The organism is Lachnoclostridium sp. An14 (assembly GCF_002160755.1).
Taxonomy (GTDB): Bacteria; Bacillota; Clostridia; order Lachnospirales; family Lachnospiraceae; genus Lachnoclostridium_A.
In genome coordinates, this window is sequence record NZ_NFLE01000019.1 from 17698 (window position 1) to 36224 (window position 18527).

The following is an 18527-nucleotide window of genomic DNA, read 5'->3' on the forward strand; positions in this document are numbered from 1 at the left end:
ATCATTTATGAGATTAAATGATAGCGGGGTGAAACACATGGGAGAACTTTATAACCCCTATCCCAAGCTGCCGAAAAATATCCGGCAGATCGGAGAGAGGGACCAGATTGTAAAATTATATGTGGAAGATTATGTGAATACGTACTTAAGAAGGCTGTATCCGGCAGGAGGCGAAGACCTGCGGTGCGGCCTTTTATTAGGCAGTACGGAGGAAGACGAAGGCGCTCCCTGCATTTTCATAGACGGGGCGCTGGAGATGGAAGGCGTGTCCTGCGGCGGTGAGAAGGTGGAGCTGACGGACCAGGCGTGGAAGAAGGCGTACCGGGATATGGAGGAAATGTTCCCGAAACGGAATGTCCAGGGATGGTTTCTCTGCGGCGCGCCGGGGAGCCAGCTGAGCCCTCTCAATTACTGGAAAATCCACAGCAAGCATTTTCCGGGAAAAAACATGATTATGTATCTGAATTCCGGGCTGGAAGGAGAGGAGGCCCTTTACATAGCGTCGGAGGACGGTTTTTATAAGCTACGGGGCTACAGCATCTACTATGAGCGGAATCAGATGATGCAGGACTATATGATCTCCAGGAAGGACGTCAAGCGGGTGGACGCCGGAGTAAATGATACGGTGATCCGGGATTTTAGGAGAAAGATGGAGGAGAGAAAGGAGGAGGCAGAGGACAGAAGGAGTACGGTGAATGTGCTGGGAGGCATCTGCGGGGCACTGTCCGTGGCGGTGCTTGCCGGCGGCATTGTCATGTTCAATAACTATGGGAAAATGAAGGAGATGGAGAGCGTGCTGGTGTCAGTGCTGCCGGCGGGCTCCAGCCTGTTGGAGGACTATGGGCTGGGCGGGGAGCCGGAGCTGGTGCTGGAGACCGGGACGACGGTGCTCCCGGAGACCATGGAAGGGGAAACGGGAGAGAGCCTGACAGCCGGAAATGAAGCCAATGGCGGGGAAATATTATCCGAAAATGGATCAGAAACCGTCTGGGCCGGAACGGAGCCGGAAGGCAGTGAGTCTGGCAGCGGCGCGGCCGATGCCGGAACTGCCGGAGCCGGGAACGCCGGACATGGAACCGAAATCGTTGGAACCTCCGCCGGAGCCGGAGGTACTGGAAATGGAACCGGAGAAACCGGGGCCAAGACAAATACCTCCGGCACCGGAACTGTAAAACCGGCGGAAACCGGCGCGGACACCGCAAACCAGGCTGCCGGAACCTCCGGCACAGGCGAGAACCGGGCGTCCGGAGACGGATCTTCCAAAACGGCAGCCGCCGGATCCTCAGATACGGCTGCGCTTGATTCATCCGCCGGTGCGGATTCTGCCCTTTCTCCCGCCGCGGGAACTTCGTCCGCCAATTCCGCCCCATCCGCGGATTCCGGAAGATCAGAGGACAGCGTCCCTGCCTCCGCTCTCCCGGAGGCGGACATCCCCTCATTGGAGGAGGCGGACGAGCAGATGACGGCCATCGGTGAACAGCTGGCGTCTGCCAGCACTCACGTGGTTCAGGAAGGGGAGACCCTTTACGGCATCTGCCTGGAGAAATATCACAATCTGAAACGGGTGGACGAGATCTGCCGCCTGAACGGCCTGGAGGACGTAAACAAGATTAAGGCGGGTCAGAAATTGATTCTTCCGTAGAAAAAGGTAATGCGTTTCTTTTGGAAATGTTGTATACTGTTGTTATGCGAAAAACAACCATTTCAGGAGACAGCGCAGTATGAGCGATATGAGTTCCATGAACCGGGAACGGAAAAAGAGAGAACTGAAAAGGCAGATGATTTCTACTCCGGGCCAGGCCCAGGCCATCCAGGAGGAGGCCGCCGCCGGGGGCGGTATGGGCGGCAGGAAAAAGAAGAAACACATTTTCTTAAAACTCCTCATTTTAGCCGTTCTGGCGGCAGGCTTGGGGCTGGGAGCCAGGTACTATTTTCTGGAGCGCCAGTTTATGGATTACCGGGTGGTGTGGGAAGTGCCCATCGAGGAAGGCGGCACCGTTGGCTATGAAAGCTTTGGCACCAACGTGCTGAAATACACCAAGGACGGAATGTCCTACATCGACAGCCAGGGGAAAACGGTGTGGATGCAGAGCTACGAGATGAAAAACCCGTCCGCATGTGTCAACGGGGATTACGCCGTAGTGGCAGACCGCCAGGGCAACACCCTGTTTATCTGTGACGTAAACGGAGTATTGGGACAGGCGTCTACCGTTCTTCCCATTATCAAGGCTGCGGTTTCTCAGACGGGCATCGCGGCGTCGGTGCTGGAGGACTCCGCGGCCAGCTATATCCAGTATTATAACCGGGACGGCAGCTCCATAGACCTGTCCATCAAGGCGGTACTGTCCGGAGACGGCTATCCTCTGGACATCGCCCTTTCTCCGGACGGGAACCAGACCATCGCGTCCTATATGCGGGTGGACGGCGGAGAGCTGAAAAACCGGGTGGTATTCTATGACTTTTCCGAGATTGGAAAAAACCAGAAACACCTGGTGGGCGGTTTTGACGACGAGTTCGCGGAAACCATCGCCGCCAGAGTCGTCTATCCCGACAGTACCCACGCTCTGGCGTTTACAGACAGGGGAATCCGCTTTTTCTCCGCCAAGAACCAGGCGGCTGTGGAGCTCACTGCCCAGGTGGACGTGGACGAGACCATCGAGACCGTGTTTTATTCAGAGGAGTACGCTGGGATTATCCTGCGGACCTCCGGCGGTGAAAACCCGTACCGCCTCCAGCTTTACAGGGTAAACGGGGACGAGGTGTTTCAGCAGGAGTTTAATTTCCAGTATAAACAAGTGGACATTTCCGAGGACATGGTGATACTTTATAACGAGGAAGCGTGTCTGATTTACAGCACTGGCGGCAGCCTGAAGTATTCCGGCAGATTGGGAATGGAGATTACGAAGATGAACCAGGGCCGCAGCGGCACGTCCGTGATCGTGACGGGACCGCAGGTGATGAAGGAAATCAGGCTTCAGTGATAATCAAAAGAAAAGAGAGGGAGGCATTGATATGTCAAAAAAATGTGTGGGGATTGATATTGGAGGAACGACGGTAAAACTGGGAATTTTTGAGGAGAGCGGCGTTCTGGTGGAAAAATGGGAGATTCCCACCCGCAAGGAGAACGGCGGCGCCTATATTTTGGGAGATATTGCGGAGTCCGTGAAAGCAAAACTGGCGGAGAACGGCATTCAGGAAGAAGATGTGCTGGGAGCCGGCATGGGACTTCCCGGCCCGGTGCTGCCGGACGGCTATGTGGAGGTCTGTGTAAACCTGGGCTGGAGAGACATGAACCCGGCGAAGGAGTTGAGCGCCCTCTTAGGCGGTATGAAGGTGGCCAGCGGAAATGACGCCAATGTGGCGGCCCTGGGCGAGATGTGGCAGGGCGGCGGAAAAGGCTACAGCGACGTTCTCATGGTGACCCTGGGAACGGGCGTCGGCGGCGGCGTGATCCTGTATGGAAAGATCTGGGCGGGACGCCACGGCCTGGGCGGAGAGATCGGCCATATGCACGTGCGCGACGAGGAAAAGGAATACTGCAACTGCGGCGGACAGGGCTGTCTGGAGCAGGTAGCCTCTGCCACGGGAATCGCCAGAGAGGCCAGAAGGGCCATGGCCGCGTCGGATAAACCGTCCGCCATGCGCCAGTTCGGCGACCAGGTGACGGCAAAGGATGTGCTGGACGCGGCGAAAGCCGGGGATGAGATGGCGGCGGAGGTCGTGGAGAAGGCAGCCCGCTATCTGGGCCTGGTACTGTCCCACGTGGCTCTGACCATTGATCCGGAGTGTTTCGTAATCGGCGGTGGCGTGTCCAGGGCGGGCACCTACCTGACGGATATTGTGGACAAATATTATAAGCTCTACTCTCCGGTATCTGAGAATAAGGGAATCATCAGCCTGGCAAAGCTGGGAAATGACGCCGGCATCTTCGGAGCGGCGAAACTGATTCTGGAGTGACGGGAATAAATAGGAATCAAGCAGGAAAACAGGAGCGCCCCGGCGCGGATCCGCGATGGAGCGCTCCTGCCCCGGCAGGAGAAATATTTGACTTATCTTTATGGTCATAGGGGAAATGGCGTGCCTTATGCCGCAGACGCCCTATGCCATAAATGCTATTGTCAGAGAAGTCTTTTGCGCGGCGGGAAATCGCTGCCTGCGCACTCCACGTTCCGGCGCGAGTGTGCGCCAAGCGCACACTTTTTTAGACAGTCAGCCCCAGACATGAGGAGACCCCGGCGTTAGAGGCAACCGGGGCAATTATGAAAAATCTATGTGCACTTTATCTATATTTCTGAAATTATTTATTTGATTTCTATGCAAATAGTATAAAAAACAAATGTGAACAAAATATGAACTCTGTGTTAATAGATTATGAAACATAGAGGTATAGGAGGTACAGAAATGGAACAGAAGGAGAGGCGGACGATCGTCATTGGCCACAAGAATCCGGACACCGATTCCATATGCTCCGCCATCGGATACGCCAACTTAAAGCGGGCGGTAACCGGCGGCCGGTACGTGCCTGGACGGGCCGGGAGCGTGAGCCGGGAGACGAAGTTTGTGCTGGATTATTTCGGAGTTTCGGAGCCGGAGCTCATCAAGGATGTGCGTACCCAGGTAAAGGACATCGAGATCCGCAAAATGCCGGGAGTAAACAGGAATATGTCCTTAAAGAACGGCTGGAACCTGATGCAGGAGGCCGGAGTGGTGACCCTTCCGGTGGTCACCGGGGACGGAGTGCTGGAAGGGCTGATCACTGTAGGAGACATTGCAAAATCCTACATGAATGTGTATGACAGCAGCATTCTTTCCAAGGCGAACACCCAGTACGCCAACATCGTGGAGACCCTGGAGGGACTGATCATTATCGGGGACGAGCAGGAGTATTTCCGGGAAGGAAAGGTGCTGATCGCGGCGGCCAACCCGGATATGATGGAGTATTACATCCAGCCCCACGACCTGGTGATCCTTGGAAACCGCTATGAGTCCCAGCTCTGCGCCATTGAGATGGAGGCAGACTGCATTATCGTCTGCGAGGGAGCTGCCGTTTCCATGACCATCCGGAAACTGGCCCAGGAGCGGGGCTGCACGGTGATGACTACGCCTTACGACGCCTTCACGGCGGCCAGGCTGATCAACCAGAGTATTCCCATCAGCTATTTTATGAAGACGGAGAACCTGATCACCTTTGAGCGGGACGACTATATCGACGACATCCGGGACGTGATGGCCAGCAAGCGCCACAGAGATTTCCCGATTCTGGATAAGGATGGAAAATACTGCGGCATGATTTCCCGCCGGAACCTGTTGGGAGCCAAGGGAAAACAGGTGATTTTAGTGGATCACAACGAGAGGACCCAGGCGGTGGACGGCGTGGAGAACGCGGAGATCCTGGAGATCATCGACCACCACAAGCTGGGCACCATCGAAACCATTTCCCCGGTGTTCTTCCGAAATCAGCCGCTGGGCTGCACCGGTACGATTGTGTACCAGATGTATCGCGAGGCCGGGGTTCCGGTGGAGAAGGAGATCGCGGGGATTCTGTGCAGCGCCATTATTTCCGATACGCTGCTGTTCCGTTCTCCCACCTGCACGGCGGTGGACAAGCAGGCGGCCCTGGAGCTGGCGGAGTTAGCTGGTATCCAGATCGAAAAGTATGCCGGAGAGATGTTCGCGGCGGCCAGCGACCTGAAGGGAAAGACGGAGGCGGAGATCTTCTACCAGGATTTCAAGCGTTTCGCCGCCGGGAAAAAGACCTTTGGCGTGGGCCAGATCAGCTCTGTCAACGAGGAGGAGCTGGAGGAGCTGAAAGGACGTCTGATTCCTTACGCCAGAAAAGAGCGGGAGGAAAAAGGCGTGGATATGCTGTTCTTCATGCTCACCAACATTCTCACCGAATCTACGGACTTGATCTGCGAGGGCCAGGGGTCTGACCAGATGATCGAGGCGGCGCTTCGCGGGACGAAGGACGAAAATTACGAGACGGTGATCCATCTGCCGGGCGTGGTATCCCGGAAAAAGCAGCTGATTCCCGCCATTATGCTGGCAGTTCAGAATTGACGGCAGGAGGCAGAAATGTTGGCCGGTACTGTAAAATCTGTCAAATTATAAAGGGGATAGCAGGACGGTTACCGGATTTATGACAGAATTTGGAATGAGGGTGTACATCACCCTCATTTTTTGTTATTATATAAGCTGTGCAATAAATAAGCAGTGAAACATCAAAAAAACTTATAGAGGAGGACTGGCATGGCAAGACAAGTTTGGAAACCGGGAAATATGGTTTATCCAGTGCCGGCCGCCATGGTGACCGTGGCTGACAAGGCGGGAAATACCAATATTATCACTGTGGCATGGACCGGGACGATCTGCTCCGATCCGCCCATGGCCTACGTTTCCATCAAGCCGGAGCGCTATTCTCACCATATGATCGAGGAAACCGGGGAATTTGTGATCAACCTGACCACGAAGGCCACCGCGTTCGCCACCGATTACTGCGGAGTGAGATCTGGCCGGGATGAGGATAAATGGAAAGCCACGGGGCTGACGCCGGAGAAGGCGTCAAAGGTCTCCGTTCCCATCATCCGGGAGTGCCCGGTGAACATCGAGTGCCAGGTGACAGAGGTCAAGCGTCTGGGGTCCCACGATATGTTCCTGGCGAAGGTGCTGGCCGTGGATGTGGACGAGGCTTATATGAAGGAAAACGGAAAGTTTGAGCTGAACAGCACGGGGCTGATCGCCTACTCCCACGGGGAATACCGGGAGCTTGGAAAGGCCATCGGGAAATTTGGCTATTCTGTCCGGAAAAAGAGGTAGGAATATGAGGGGAGACGGAAAAAGGGGAAATGTGACGCTGATCGGTATGCCCGCTTCCGGAAAGAGTACGCTGGGGCGGCTTTTGGCGGAGCGGCTGGGTTTTGAATTCGTGGATGTGGATAAAATCATCGAGGCGGAGGAAAAGCGGCTGCTGCGGGAAATCATTGCCGACGAGGGTGACGATGGGTTTATGGAGATCGAAAACCGGGTCAACGCCGGACTCTGTCTGGACGGCTGCGTGATCGCTCCGGGGGGAAGCGTAATCTACGGGGCCGAGGCCATGGCGAATTTAAAGGAGATCAGTACAGTGGTCTATTTAAAGCTCAGCCTGGAGGAGATGGAGAGACGGATCGGAAATCCGGTGGAACGGGGGGTCGTGCTGAAAAACGGCATGACGCTGCGAAAGCTGTATGAGGAGCGGACGCCCTATTACGAGCGATACGCGGATGTTACCCTGGACGAGAAAGGGAATACCATAGAGGAATCCGTGGATTGTCTGGTGGAACTCATAAAAACCATCGCGAAGGAGAAATCATGAGTAGAAAAAGCAACTATACCAGCCCGTATGACTTTTACGGGAGAATTCCATTAAAGGACGCCATTCCCCTGGGATTGCAGCACGTCCTTGCCATGTTTGTGGGGAACTTAACGCCCCTTCTGATCATCACGGGAGCCTGCGGCATCACCGGCGGCAGCGATCTGGCGGAGCTTCAGGTGGCTCTGCTCCAGAATGCCATGCTGGTGGCCGGAATTGTAACCCTGATTCAGCTTTACGCCATCGGCCCGGTGGGCGGAAAGGTGCCGATTATCATGGGTACCAGCTCCGGTTTCATCGGAGTATTCAGCAGCGTTGCCAATATGCTGGGCGGCGGAGTGGTTACATATGGCGCCATGATGGGCGCGTCTGTGCTGGGCGGACTGTTTGAGGGCGTGCTGGGAGCGTTTTTAAAGCCGCTTAGGAAATTTTTCCCGGCGGTGGTGACCGGTACGGTGGTGCTCTCCATCGGCCTCTCCCTGGTCGGCGTGGGAATCAATTCCTTCGGCGGCGGCAGCGGCGCCAAGGATTTTGGTTCAGTGGAAAATCTGCTGTTAGGCTGTGTGGTGCTTGTTATCATTATCGTGATGAAACACTGCACGAAAGGAATTACCAGCTATTCCGCCATTCTGATCGGAATCGTGGCGGGCTATGTAATCTGTGGAATTATGGGAATTTTCATGGATCCGGTGGGAATCGCCGAGGACGGGACGGAGTACCTGAAGGCCTGGGCGTTAAACTGGGACAAGGTGGCGGAAGCGGACTGGTTCGCGGTGCCGAAGCTGGTTCCGGTGCCCATTGTATTTGATATTCGCGCCATTGTGCCGGTAATGATCATGTTTATCGTAACTGCCGTGGAGACGGTGGGAGACATTTCCGGCGTAATGGAAGGGGGAATGGGCCGTGAGGCTACGGACACAGAGCTGTCCGGCGGCGTGATTTGCGATGGCCTGGGTTCTTCCCTGGCTGCCATCTTCGGCGTGCTGCCCAATACCTCCTTCAGCCAGAACGTGGGCCTGGTGGCCATGACGAAGGTGGTAAACCGTTTCGCGTTGGCCACGGGAGCTATTTTCCTGATCTTCTGCGGACTGTTTCCGAAACTGGCGGCGCTGGTGTCCATCATGCCCCAGAGCGTCCTTGGAGGCGCGGCGGTAATGATGTTTTCCTCCATCGTGGTCAGCGGAATCCAGCTCATCACGAAGAAACCCATGACTGCCAGAAATATCACCATCGTGTCCGTTGCCCTGGGACTGGGCTACGGTATCGGTGCCAACAGCAGCGTGCTGGTGCACCTGCCCCAGGCGGTGCAGCTGATTTTCGGTGGCTCCGGCATCGTGCCGGCGGCGCTGGTGGCGATTGTGCTGAATGTGCTGCTGCCGGAGGAGACGGAAGAATAACTGGATTGGACTGTTGTCTGGAACTGTGGACAGGAAATATAAAAATTGACAGCTTTGGAAAAGAGGGCTGGACGCCAGAAAGATGGCGTTCGGCTCTTTTTTTGCGTAGATGAAGAAAGAGAACGGAAAAAGGATGGAAAAAAGTACGTAAGATAATGCGCAAGATAGTGGAAATTCTCTCAAAATCCATGTATAATAGAGGGAGATAATGCGTAAGATAATATGGAAGATAATGGAGGTGTTTTCATGAAGAACGATCAGCCGCCTTTTACCATAACGAATGAAATCCTGTCCTATGTATCGTCGATTTCTGAAAAAATCGGACGCATAACGGCCACCAGCAGCCTGGAGGCAAAACCGCATTTGAGAAAAAACAACAGAATCAAATCCATCCATTCTTCTTTAAAAATCGAAGCCAACTCTCTGACGTTGGGGCAGGTTAAGGATGTCCTCAACGGCAAAACCGTACTGGGGGAACAAAAAGAAATCCAGGAAGTGAAGAATGCCTATGTTGCCTATGAACGGGTTTTAGAAATTGATCCCTACAGCATCCAGCATTTGAAACAATTTCACGGGATCATGACAAAGTATCTTACGGAGGAATCCGGAGAGTTTCGCTTAGGGGAAGAAGGGGTATTTAGCGGCGATCAGTGCATTTTTGTGGCTCCGCCTGCCCGGCTCGTTCCCCAGCTGATGGAGGAACTGTTTCAATGGATGAAAACGGCGCGGGACGTGGTGCATCCGCTGATTTTGAGCAGCGTGTTCCACTATGAATTTGTGTTTATCCATCCTTTTTCTGATGGAAACGGCAGAATGGCTAGATTGTGGCACACGGCCATTCTCACGAAATGGAAGCCGGTATTTGAATACATTCCCATCGAAAGCCAGATTGAAAAATTCCAGGAGGAATATTACGAGGCCATTGCCAGGTGCCATGTGGCCGGAGAATCTACCATTTTTATCGAGTTTATGCTCTCGCAGATTGACCGGATTCTGGATGAAGTTTCTGTTCAGATCACGGAAGAAAACGGATATTTGCCTGAAACGGTCAAAAAACTGCTGGAAGTCATGGAATACGGCATTCCCTATACAAGCAGAACCCTTATGGACAAGCTGGAGCTAAAATCCAGGGAAGGTTTCCGCAAAAATTATCTGCGCCCTGCTGTGGAATTAAATCTTATTAGGATGACCATTCCAGATAAGCCGAACAGCAGAAACCAAAGATATATAAAGATTTGATATTTGTGCTTAACAGAAAACCGGATTTCACGGCAAAGTGAAATCCGGTTTTCTGTTGTAATCCAGTATAGTTTCCGGTCACGGCAGCATCTCGCCGGCTTCCAGATTTTCCTTTCCGTCAAATACATTCCGCAGCCGCCGCAGGCAGTAGCGGAAGGCGGGGATCAGGAACAGGTCGGCGGCGATCCAGGCCAGGGGGCTGGCAAAGCAGGCGGCGGGATAGCCCATAATGGGAATCAGGCAGATGCCGGCGAAGGTACGGGCCGCCATCTCGCAGACTCCGGCCAAAATGGCGAATTTGCTGAATCCCATGCCCTGGATGGCGAAACGAACCACGTTTACAAACACCAGAGGAATGTAAAACGCGCTGTTTCCAATGAGGAACAGGGAGACATTGCTGATGGTGGCGGCCTCGTCCGCGTCCAGGAACAGCAGGGCGATGGTTTTTCCAAACAGGGTCAGCACTCCAAAGGCGATCACCGCGTAAATACAGCCGATGATGGAGGCGTATTTTACGCCTTCCCGCACCCGGTCCAGTTTCTTCGCGCCCACGTTCTGGCCCGCCCAGGTGGCCATGGTGGCGCCCAGGGCGTCGAAGGGGCAGCAGAAGAACATGGTCACCTTGCTGCCGGCGGCCACGGCAGCTACGTAGAGGGAGCCGAGGCCGTTGACCGCGGTCTGTAAAATAACGCTGCCGATGGCGGTAATGGAATATTGCAGGCCCATGGGGATTCCCATGCCGCAGAGGATTTTCATCATGCCCAGGTCGATTTTCCGCTCCTCCTTCGTCATTTTCAGGATGTGGAAACGGGAGCGCATATAGAGGAGGCAGAGCACTCCAGACACGCCCTGGGAAATCACTGTGGCGTAGGCCGCCCCTTCCACGCCCATTCCCATCACCACGATGGTGAATAAATCCAGGAAGATATTGATCACGGAGGAGAGGAGCAGGAAGTACACCGGGGTCTTGCTGTCTCCCAGGGAGCGGATGATGCCGGCCAGGATGTTGTAAAGGTAGGTGACCGGAATGCCCGCGAAAATGATGAAAATGTAGTCAAAGGCGCCTTGAATGATGTCGTCTGGCGTGTTCATCCAGCGCAGGATGTCCATGCACAGGAAACACACAGCCAGGGTCATGACCACGGAAAAAATCACCGACAGCCAGGCGGCGTTGGCCACGAAACAGCGCAGGCCGTGATGGTCTCCCGCCCCGAATTTCTGGGCTACGGGGATGGAAAATCCGCTGCACACCCCCGTGCAGAAACCGATGATCATAAAGTTGATGGAGCTGGTGGAGCCCACCGCCGCCAGGGCCGTTACGCCCAGATATTTTCCTACAATAATGGTATCTACCATGCTGTAAAACTGCTGGAATAAAAGCCCTAAAAGCATGGGCACCGCAAAGCCCAGGATCAGTTTCAGAGGGGATCCTGAGGTCATATCCTTGATTTCATGTTTTGCCATACTGTCTGCCGCCTTTCTGTGAGCCGTTGGAAACAGGGCGGTCGTGTCCGGCCCTGTCAGTAAATCCGCAGCTCTGTAAAATATCAATTCCGTCTATGGCGCAGCCGCTGAATGCAGCCGCCGCCAAACATGAAAACAGCCGCCCCGCGGGCTGCGCCTTTGCAGCCTGCCGGTGGGCGGACGTTTTACAAGGACATTATTATAGAACGGATTTTTCCTTTTGTACAGATGAAAATTTACCAGAATGGAAAAACTGGCAATGAGCGCAAAAAAGGGAGGGAAATGGCGGAGGGGGTGGGCAAATTTACGGAATTAATTCCAGTCCTTTTGCAAGAGGAAGTCTCGGATATTGCGGTGCTTAATCCCATCCCGGCTCATGTCAAACTCGTCCAGTGTGACCACATACTTGGGGAAGTTGTCGCGCACCCGGTCATAGACTCCAAACTCGCGGGCTATGGTATTTTCCGAGGCCAGCAGATACGCCACCTGGATATACAGCTTGTTGCCCTGATCTTCACAAACGAAGTCAATCTCCTGGTCACCTGCTTTTCCGACAGTTACGGTATAGCCCCGGCGCAGAAGTTCCATGTAAACGATGTTTTCCAGAACCAGGTTAATATCTTTCATGTTGCCGCCGTACACCGCTTCCCGGATGCCATGATCGGCCACATAGTATTTCTCATTGACCGTGAGTATTTTTTTGCCCTGCAAGTCCTGCCGTTTCACCTGATAAAAGAGAAAAGCGTCTGTGCAGGCTTTGATATAACTCAATACGGTTTCCGGCGATACGGACCGCCCTTCACTTTTCAGATACTTGGAAATGGCCGTTGAGGAAAAGGTGGTTCCGATTCCACTGGTCACATAGGCAATGATCCGTTCCAACAGGTCTACATCCCGGATGTTGTTGCGTTTCACAATATCTTTCAGCTCCACGGAGTTGAACAGGTCGCGCAGATATTGGCGGCTGGCCGTTTCCTCATAACGGAGGTTGATCAGATAGGGCATCCCTCCCGCCGTCAGGTATTTGCTGAAACATTGGCGGGAATCTGTTTCCGGGTAGATGGTATGGTACAGTTCCATAAACTCTGAAAAGGAAAATGGGTAAATCACAAATTCCACATACCGTCCGGCCAGATAAGTGGCCAGCTCGCCAGAGAGCAGCTTTGCATTGGAGCCGGTGATATAAATATCGCAGTCCAGCTCCACCCGGAAGGAATTGATACATTTCTCCCAGGCCTTTACCTCCTGTATCTCGTCAAAGAAAAGATAGACTTTGTCTCCTATCTCTGAAACCAGACGGATGATTTCATCATGGAGCGCCGTGGCCGTACAGAGGTGGGTATTGCTCATATTTTCAAAGTTGATGGAGATAAACTGGCGGCTGTCAATGCCGGATGCACACAGTTCCTCTTTAATCAGGTCCAGCATGACCGACTTCCCGCTGCGGCGGATGCCGGTCAGGACTTTTACAAGGTCGTTTCCGATAAACGGACGGATTCGGCTCATATAGGTTTCTCGTTTAATCATAATTATCAGCCTCCCTTCTGGGACTACTGCTATCATATCACGGATATGCTGGATGTTCAATAAAGTTTTGTGAAATTTAACGGTTATAACCGCTAAAATTTAAAATTCGACATAGTTTGACAGTTGAAAATGAGAAAATCGGTAAAATTCTGGAGTTTCCCTGTATCTGTGCGTTGATTGATTTTGACAAAGTGACGGAATACCGGAAAAGCCTTGACTTGAGTTTTACAGTTATATAATCAAAACACCCCGCCAAGCATTGAAAATAAAGGCTTGGCGGGGGTTCCCTGTGTTCTTCCATTTAGATGAAAGAAATCATTTTAATCTATAATAGCAAATATTCTTCCCAACACCCTCTCGTTTTAATTCGTCGGATGCCACTAATTTCCGCAGCGCTCCCTCGATGGAACTGATACTTAGCGAAGGACAGAGTTCCCGGATGTCCTGTTTTGTAAACCGGCCAACCTTTTCCATGGTAGCCCGGCGCACAGTCTCAAGAGCGGGGAGTCTGGTCTCCACCAGGGCAAAGCGGTCTCCAAAGTCTTTGTAGGCGGAAAGAATGGTTCCCAGCAAATATTTGATAAACGGCACCGCATCTTCGGTGCCTTCATGCCATCCGGTTTGCGCCTGACTTAGGACATCATAATAGAGGGCCTTGTTTTTGGCGATCTTAGCCTCCAGCGAGATATATTTTCCCACATAAAACCCGTTGCGGTAAAGCAGCAGTGTGGTCAGCAGACGACTCATTCTGCCATTTCCGTCGTTAAAGGGGTGAATGCAGAGAAAGTCGTGGATGAACACGGGAATGACGATCAGCGGCTCCACTTCCATGTTTCCAATGACCCGGTTGTACTCCTCGCAGATCCTGTCCAGGGCCTCCGGCGTTTCATAGGGGGTCAAGGGGGTAAACAGAGTCTCCACATGGCCGTCGGGATAGGTGGCGCTGATGTAGTTTTGCACACTTTTAGTCCTGCCTGCCATAGGATTGTTCATGTGGCTGCAGAGGATCTTGTGGAGTTGTAAGATGTAGTTTTGTGTAATGGGGATTGCGTCAAAGTTTTCGTGGATGAGGTTCAGCACATCCCGATAACCTGCAATCTCCTGCTCATCCCGGTTTCTCGGTGTCGTTTTCTCCTTCACAAGCTGTCGGATACGGGTATTTGTGGTCACGATGCCCTCAATGGCATTGGATGCCTCAGTGCTTTGCACCTTTGCGATTTCCACCAGTTTCTCTAATTCCTCCGGGCGTTGTTTCAGATAGAGTTCCTGTTTTCCGGCCTCTTTATAGATCGCCGCAACTAGGCTGAGGATCTCCGAGTCCCACTTTTGTTCTCGGATTGCGGAGTAATTGAATGTGCGCATATCCTTATTCCCTCCTTTATTCCCTTAAATTTTATCATAAAATAAGGGAAATACAACTCTTGGAAGAAACTTTCCCTTATTAGTGTTTCAAATTTAAGGGATTTTATACATCTGTAAGGGAAAAACAATCTTGATTTGCCGTAAATTTGCGCCTATGCTGTTTTTCATATTCCATGGTATAATGTGAACACTTGGCGAGGTTTTTCACGAGCCTAGTGAGAACATATGCCTGTGCACTTAATGAGGTCTTTTACGAATTTAGTGCACATGGTATAATGTGAACACTTGGCGAGGTTTTTCACGAGCCTAGTGAGAACATATGCCTGTGCACTTAATGAGGTCTTTTACGAATTTAGTGCACATGGTATAATAACGAGGAAAGCGTGGATCGTGCTTGCACGAATCCACGTTTGACGAGAAACTCCATCGAGACGGAAGTCGAGATGGTATAATAAAACAGATCACAACAAAGGGGAGGAAGATCAATGAACACACCCACCCTAAACACAGAACGCCTGATTTTGAGAAAATTTACCGAGGACGATCTGGAGGCTTTGTATGCGATTTACAGCGACGAGGAGGTAAACCGGTTTCTGCCCTGGTTTCCCTTAAAGAACCTGGAGGAAACCAGGACGTTTTTTAAGGAGCGGTATGAGACGCAGTACGAAAAGCCCCAGGCTTACGCTTACGCCATCTGCATGAAAACGGACAACGTCCCCATCGGATACATCAATGTGGATATGGAGGACCACCACGACTTCGGATACGGCCTGCGGAAGGAATTCTGGCACCGCGGCATCGTCACCGAGGCGGCGCGGGCGGTCATTGAACAGGTAAAAATGGACGGTCTGCCCTACATCACCGCCACCCACGACAGAAACAATCCCCGCAGCGGCGGCGTGATGAGAAATGTGGGCATGAAATACCAGTATTCCTATGAGGAACAGTGGCAGCCAAAAGATATTCTTGTCACTTTCAGGATGTATCAGCTGAACCTGGACGGAAACGAGGAGCGAGTTTACAGAAAATACTGGGATATTTCCGATGTGCGGTTTGTGGAGACGGAGCTGTAAGCGGTTGAAAAGCAGTCTCTTTATAATGAGAATGGTTATGAAATAGGAAAAGGCAGTGCCGCCTGGGGGGGGGAGCCTGAGCTATATCGGCTCCGGGACAGAAACAGGGCACTGCCTTTTTCGTTTCCTATGATGTTTTTTATTTCTCTGACGTTTCGTCCGCTGTGTCTTCCGGCTCCGCCTCACCGTGAACCTCAAATACGGTCACCACAGCGGTCTCCGGGTCGGTCATCAGGTCAATGCGCCCGTTTGAGGCGATGGGCAGATCTTTTACCTTCAGGGTATCTCCGATGTGCAGGCTGCCCGCGTCAATCTCTACCTTCTCGATCAGATCCTCCGGAAGGGCCTTGTAGGAAATTTCCTTCAGCAGCAGCTCAACCACTCCGGCCTGTACCTTTTCGTGGTTCACCAGCGCGATTTCCGCCACAGAGTGAACCTTCTCCCCTTTTACCAGGGCCTGGAAATCCACTTCCAGGATCTGATTTTTCATGGAATCGTAGTCCAGCTCCTTGATCAGGGCGTCATAAGTCTGACCGTCTACCTCCAGCATCACCTGGCTGCCTTTGCCGTTCTTTTTCAGGATCCGGTCGGCGTCTTTCTGGGCAATCTGAATCGGTATGGATTCTTTGATCTGTCTGCCGAACAGGTTTCCGGTGACAAATCCTTCCCGTCTAAGCTTTTTGGCCTTCGTGTTCATGTCCCTTTTTTCAGCTTTTAAAGTATTCATTTATCTTTTCCTCCATAAAACTGAATGCTTAGCGGGCCTGTCTTTTTTGAGAAACAGGCTGTTAAGTATTTCCTCCTGTTACGCCCTCATTATAGTCCTTTCGGGGAGAAAAGTTTGCACAATATTTAAAGTTTTTAATGGGTATTTTCCGCCTTTTTTATAACAAAAAGAAATGCTTTTTGAAAAAATTAACAAAAATAATTATAGTAGAACGATAAAAAAGAAAGATCCCGGTTTCCGCCGTGGGGGAGAAAACCGGGATATAGGATCATATAAAAAACTTATGCCGTTTGCCTCCTATTTGCAGGCGTCCACAAACGCCCGGAACAGGGCCGCCGCCTCCGGCTGAATCGCCGCCAGGTGCTCCGGATGCCACTGTACGCCTAACAGGAAGGGATAGTCCGGCGCGTACACGGCCTCGATCATCTGGTCAGGGCCGTAGCCGCACACCTCCAGGCCGGGAGCCACATCCTTGATGGCCTGATGGTGCATACTGTTCACCGCGATGGAGGTGATTTCCTCGCCGAGAATCCTGGAAAGCAGGGTTCCGGGAGTCACATCCACGGTGTGGGACGGCACCTTATAGGCAAAGGGCTGGACGTGGGCCACGGAAAGCTCTGAAGAAAACTGAGAGGGAATATCCTGGTACAGGGTTCCGCCCATGGCAGTGTTGATGAGCTGAATGCCGCGGCAGATGCCAAAAATCGGTTTTCCAGCCTCCAGGGCGATGGGGAAAAGGGCCATCTCCATGGAATCTCTGGGCTGGGAGATATTTCCGCACTTGGCGTGAGTTTCCTCCCCGTACATGAAGGGGTGGATGTCGTCGCCGCCGGTAAACAGCACGCCGTCTACCTGATCCACCAGCTCCCGCAGATCCTCCTCCGTGAGCTCATAGGGGAAAATCATGGGGATAGCGCCGGCGTTGCGGACGGAACGCAGATAGATGGAATTGATGAACAGCTTATCTTTGTCGGTTTCGTGGCTGGGAGTCAAGCCGATAATAGGTTTTTTCATAATTGCCTCCTTATATGATAAAAGCCCCTTCCATCGGAAGGGGCTTTTATGTAATGCCAATTAGCCTTCGATAGCGCCTGTCGGGCAGGTAGCTGCGCAGGTACCGCAATCAATGCAGGTATCAGCGTCGATTACGTACTTGCCATCTCCCTCAGAGATAGCGCCTACGGGACACTCGCCAGCACAAGCACCACAGGAAACACAGGTATCAGTAATTACATATGCCATTGTAAATACCTCCTTGAATAAATATTGTATAGATTACTGTTATTGTATATTAAAATTGTCAAATATTCAAGTGGAAATTACTGTTTCCTTTGTTCTAATTTAAAAGCACAGATGCCGTCCAGGATGATTTTGCGGGCGGCGATGGCTTCTGCCTTGGTCAGTGGCTTTGTGTCCTTTAAGGGATAGTCCATGCCCAGTTTCTCGTATTTCACCTTTCCCATGTCGTGGTAGGGGAGAACGTCCAGGGCCTTCACGTTGTTTAAGCTGCCGATAAAACGGCCCGTCTCGTAGAGCCAACGCTCATTCTGGGTGATGCCGGGCACCACCACGTGGCGGATCCACACCGGGAGCTTGATGTCGCTCAAATACCGGGCAAAGGCCAGAATGGGGGCATTTGGCTGGCAGCAGAGCTTTTCGTGCTCCTCCGGGTTGATGTGCTTGATGTCTAAAAGGATCAGGTCCGTCAGTTTCAGAAGGGCGTTTAACTTCTCCATGTAGGCGGCATCGTCCGGCCGGAAGGTGATTCCGCAGGTGTCGATGCAGGTGTGGATGCCGTGGGCCTTTGCCAGGGTGAAAAGCTCCGTCAGAAACTCCATCTGCAGCAGCGGTTCCCCGCCGGAAACGGTGATGCCCCCGTTGCGGTAAAAGCCCTCGGCGGAAATGTACTGGCGGATGATGGCCTCCGGCTCGATTTCTTCGGCCCCCTCCATGGTCCAGGTGTCCGGATTATGGCAGTAGAGGCAGCGCATGGGACAGCCTTTCACAAATACCACCAGCCTTACCCCAGGCCCGTCTACGGTCCCGAAACTTTCGATGGAATGAATGCGTCCTTTCATGCTCTGCCTCCTATTTTTATATGATAATGAATTGGAAAGCGTTCCAGACGGCGTTTAGATGGCCGTGTGGAAGGTACGGGAAATAACCTCGTCCTGCTGCTCCTTGGTCAGCTTGTTAAAGTTTACGGCGTAGCCGGAAACGCGGACAGTGAGCTGAGGATATTTCTCCGGATGAGCCTGCGCGTCTAACAGGGTGTCCTTGGAAAACACGTTTACGTTCAGGTGATGTCCGCCCTGGGCCGCGTAGCCATCCAGCAGGGAAACTAAGTTGTCGATCTGAGCCTCGTTGATGTTTGCCATATCAAAAAT

Annotated in this window: 17 protein-coding genes; 9 read left to right on the forward strand and 8 right to left on the reverse strand. The window is 52.5% G+C overall.

Annotated features, from left to right (window positions below; genetic code table 11):
* The first annotated feature begins 37 nt into the window (after window positions 1-37).
* The 8 genes from B5E84_RS11690 to B5E84_RS11725 all read left to right on the forward strand — a co-directional run bounded on the left by B5E84_RS11690 (window position 38) and on the right by B5E84_RS11725 (window position 9987).
* Complete coding sequence (locus tag B5E84_RS11690; protein ID WP_087222932.1) at window positions 38-1642, forward strand: LysM peptidoglycan-binding domain-containing protein; 1605 nt, start codon at window positions 38-40, stop codon at window positions 1640-1642.
* Window positions 1643-1721: 79 nt separating this feature from the next.
* Window positions 1722-2981 carry a DUF5711 family protein gene (locus tag B5E84_RS11695; RefSeq protein WP_087222933.1) on the forward strand — a complete coding sequence of 420 codons (1260 nt, stop codon included), beginning with the start codon at window positions 1722-1724 and terminating at the stop codon, window positions 2979-2981.
* Between the two features lie 31 nt (window positions 2982-3012).
* Window positions 3013-3957, forward strand: a complete 945-nt coding sequence (locus tag B5E84_RS11700; RefSeq protein ID WP_087222935.1) for an ROK family glucokinase — start codon at window positions 3013-3015, stop codon at window positions 3955-3957.
* A 444-nt stretch (window positions 3958-4401) separates the two neighbouring features.
* On the forward strand, window positions 4402-6060 hold the full coding sequence (locus tag B5E84_RS11705; RefSeq protein ID WP_087222937.1) for a putative manganese-dependent inorganic diphosphatase: 1659 nt from the start codon (window positions 4402-4404) through the stop codon (window positions 6058-6060).
* Between the two features lie 189 nt (window positions 6061-6249).
* The gene (locus tag B5E84_RS11710; RefSeq protein WP_087222939.1) at window positions 6250-6816 is read left to right on the forward strand and encodes a flavin reductase family protein; all 567 of its coding nucleotides are present in this window, start codon (window positions 6250-6252) and stop codon (window positions 6814-6816) included.
* A 4-nt stretch (window positions 6817-6820) separates the two neighbouring features.
* Window positions 6821-7354, forward strand: a complete 534-nt coding sequence (locus tag B5E84_RS11715) for a shikimate kinase (RefSeq protein ID WP_087222941.1) — start codon at window positions 6821-6823, stop codon at window positions 7352-7354.
* The gene (locus tag B5E84_RS11720; RefSeq protein ID WP_087222943.1) at window positions 7351-8748 is read left to right on the forward strand and encodes a uracil-xanthine permease family protein; all 1398 of its coding nucleotides are present in this window, start codon (window positions 7351-7353) and stop codon (window positions 8746-8748) included. Before B5E84_RS11715 ends, B5E84_RS11720 begins: the two co-directional genes overlap by 4 nt.
* A gap of 246 nt (window positions 8749-8994) precedes the next feature.
* On the forward strand, window positions 8995-9987 hold the full coding sequence (locus B5E84_RS11725; protein WP_087222945.1) for a Fic family protein: 993 nt from the start codon (window positions 8995-8997) through the stop codon (window positions 9985-9987).
* Between the two features lie 78 nt (window positions 9988-10065).
* On the opposite strand, the gene B5E84_RS11730 is transcribed toward B5E84_RS11725, so the two are convergent.
* The 3 genes from B5E84_RS11730 to B5E84_RS11740 form a co-directional block, all read right to left on the reverse strand.
* Window positions 10066-11451, reverse strand: coding sequence for an MATE family efflux transporter (locus B5E84_RS11730; protein ID WP_087222947.1), 1386 nt, complete (start codon window positions 11449-11451; stop codon window positions 10066-10068).
* A gap of 312 nt (window positions 11452-11763) precedes the next feature.
* Window positions 11764-12978 (reverse strand): ATP-binding protein, encoded by a 1215-nt coding sequence (locus B5E84_RS11735; protein ID WP_087222949.1) that lies wholly within the window; start codon window positions 12976-12978, stop codon window positions 11764-11766.
* A 315-nt stretch (window positions 12979-13293) separates the two neighbouring features.
* Window positions 13294-14340 carry a Fic family protein gene (locus tag B5E84_RS11740; RefSeq protein ID WP_087222951.1) on the reverse strand — a complete coding sequence of 349 codons (1047 nt, stop codon included), beginning with the start codon at window positions 14338-14340 and terminating at the stop codon, window positions 13294-13296.
* 485 nt (window positions 14341-14825) lie between these two features.
* Here B5E84_RS11740 and B5E84_RS11745 point away from each other — a divergent pair, with 485 nt between their 5' ends.
* Window positions 14826-15413, forward strand: a complete 588-nt coding sequence (locus tag B5E84_RS11745) for a GNAT family N-acetyltransferase (protein ID WP_087222953.1) — start codon at window positions 14826-14828, stop codon at window positions 15411-15413.
* Window positions 15414-15552: 139 nt separating this feature from the next.
* Here B5E84_RS11745 and B5E84_RS11750 read toward each other — a convergent pair whose 3' ends face one another.
* From B5E84_RS11750 to grcA3, 5 genes are all read right to left on the reverse strand, one after another.
* Entirely contained in the window at window positions 15553-16140 is a 588-nt protein-coding gene (locus tag B5E84_RS11750) for a 50S ribosomal protein L25 (protein ID WP_087222955.1), read from the reverse strand.
* A gap of 297 nt (window positions 16141-16437) precedes the next feature.
* Window positions 16438-17154: a gamma-glutamyl-gamma-aminobutyrate hydrolase family protein gene (locus B5E84_RS11755; protein ID WP_087222957.1), complete on the reverse strand. Its 717-nt coding sequence runs from the start codon at window positions 17152-17154 to the stop codon at window positions 16438-16440.
* 60 nt (window positions 17155-17214) lie between these two features.
* The gene (locus tag B5E84_RS11760) at window positions 17215-17382 is read right to left on the reverse strand and encodes a DUF362 domain-containing protein (RefSeq protein ID WP_087222959.1); all 168 of its coding nucleotides are present in this window, start codon (window positions 17380-17382) and stop codon (window positions 17215-17217) included.
* A gap of 77 nt (window positions 17383-17459) precedes the next feature.
* Window positions 17460-18218 carry a pyruvate formate-lyase-activating protein gene (gene pflA, locus B5E84_RS11765; protein ID WP_087222961.1) on the reverse strand — a complete coding sequence of 253 codons (759 nt, stop codon included), beginning with the start codon at window positions 18216-18218 and terminating at the stop codon, window positions 17460-17462.
* A gap of 54 nt (window positions 18219-18272) precedes the next feature.
* Window positions 18273-18518 carry an autonomous glycyl radical cofactor GrcA3 gene (gene grcA3, locus B5E84_RS11770; protein ID WP_087222963.1) on the reverse strand — a complete coding sequence of 82 codons (246 nt, stop codon included), beginning with the start codon at window positions 18516-18518 and terminating at the stop codon, window positions 18273-18275.
* Window positions 18519-18527: the final 9 nt, after the last annotated feature.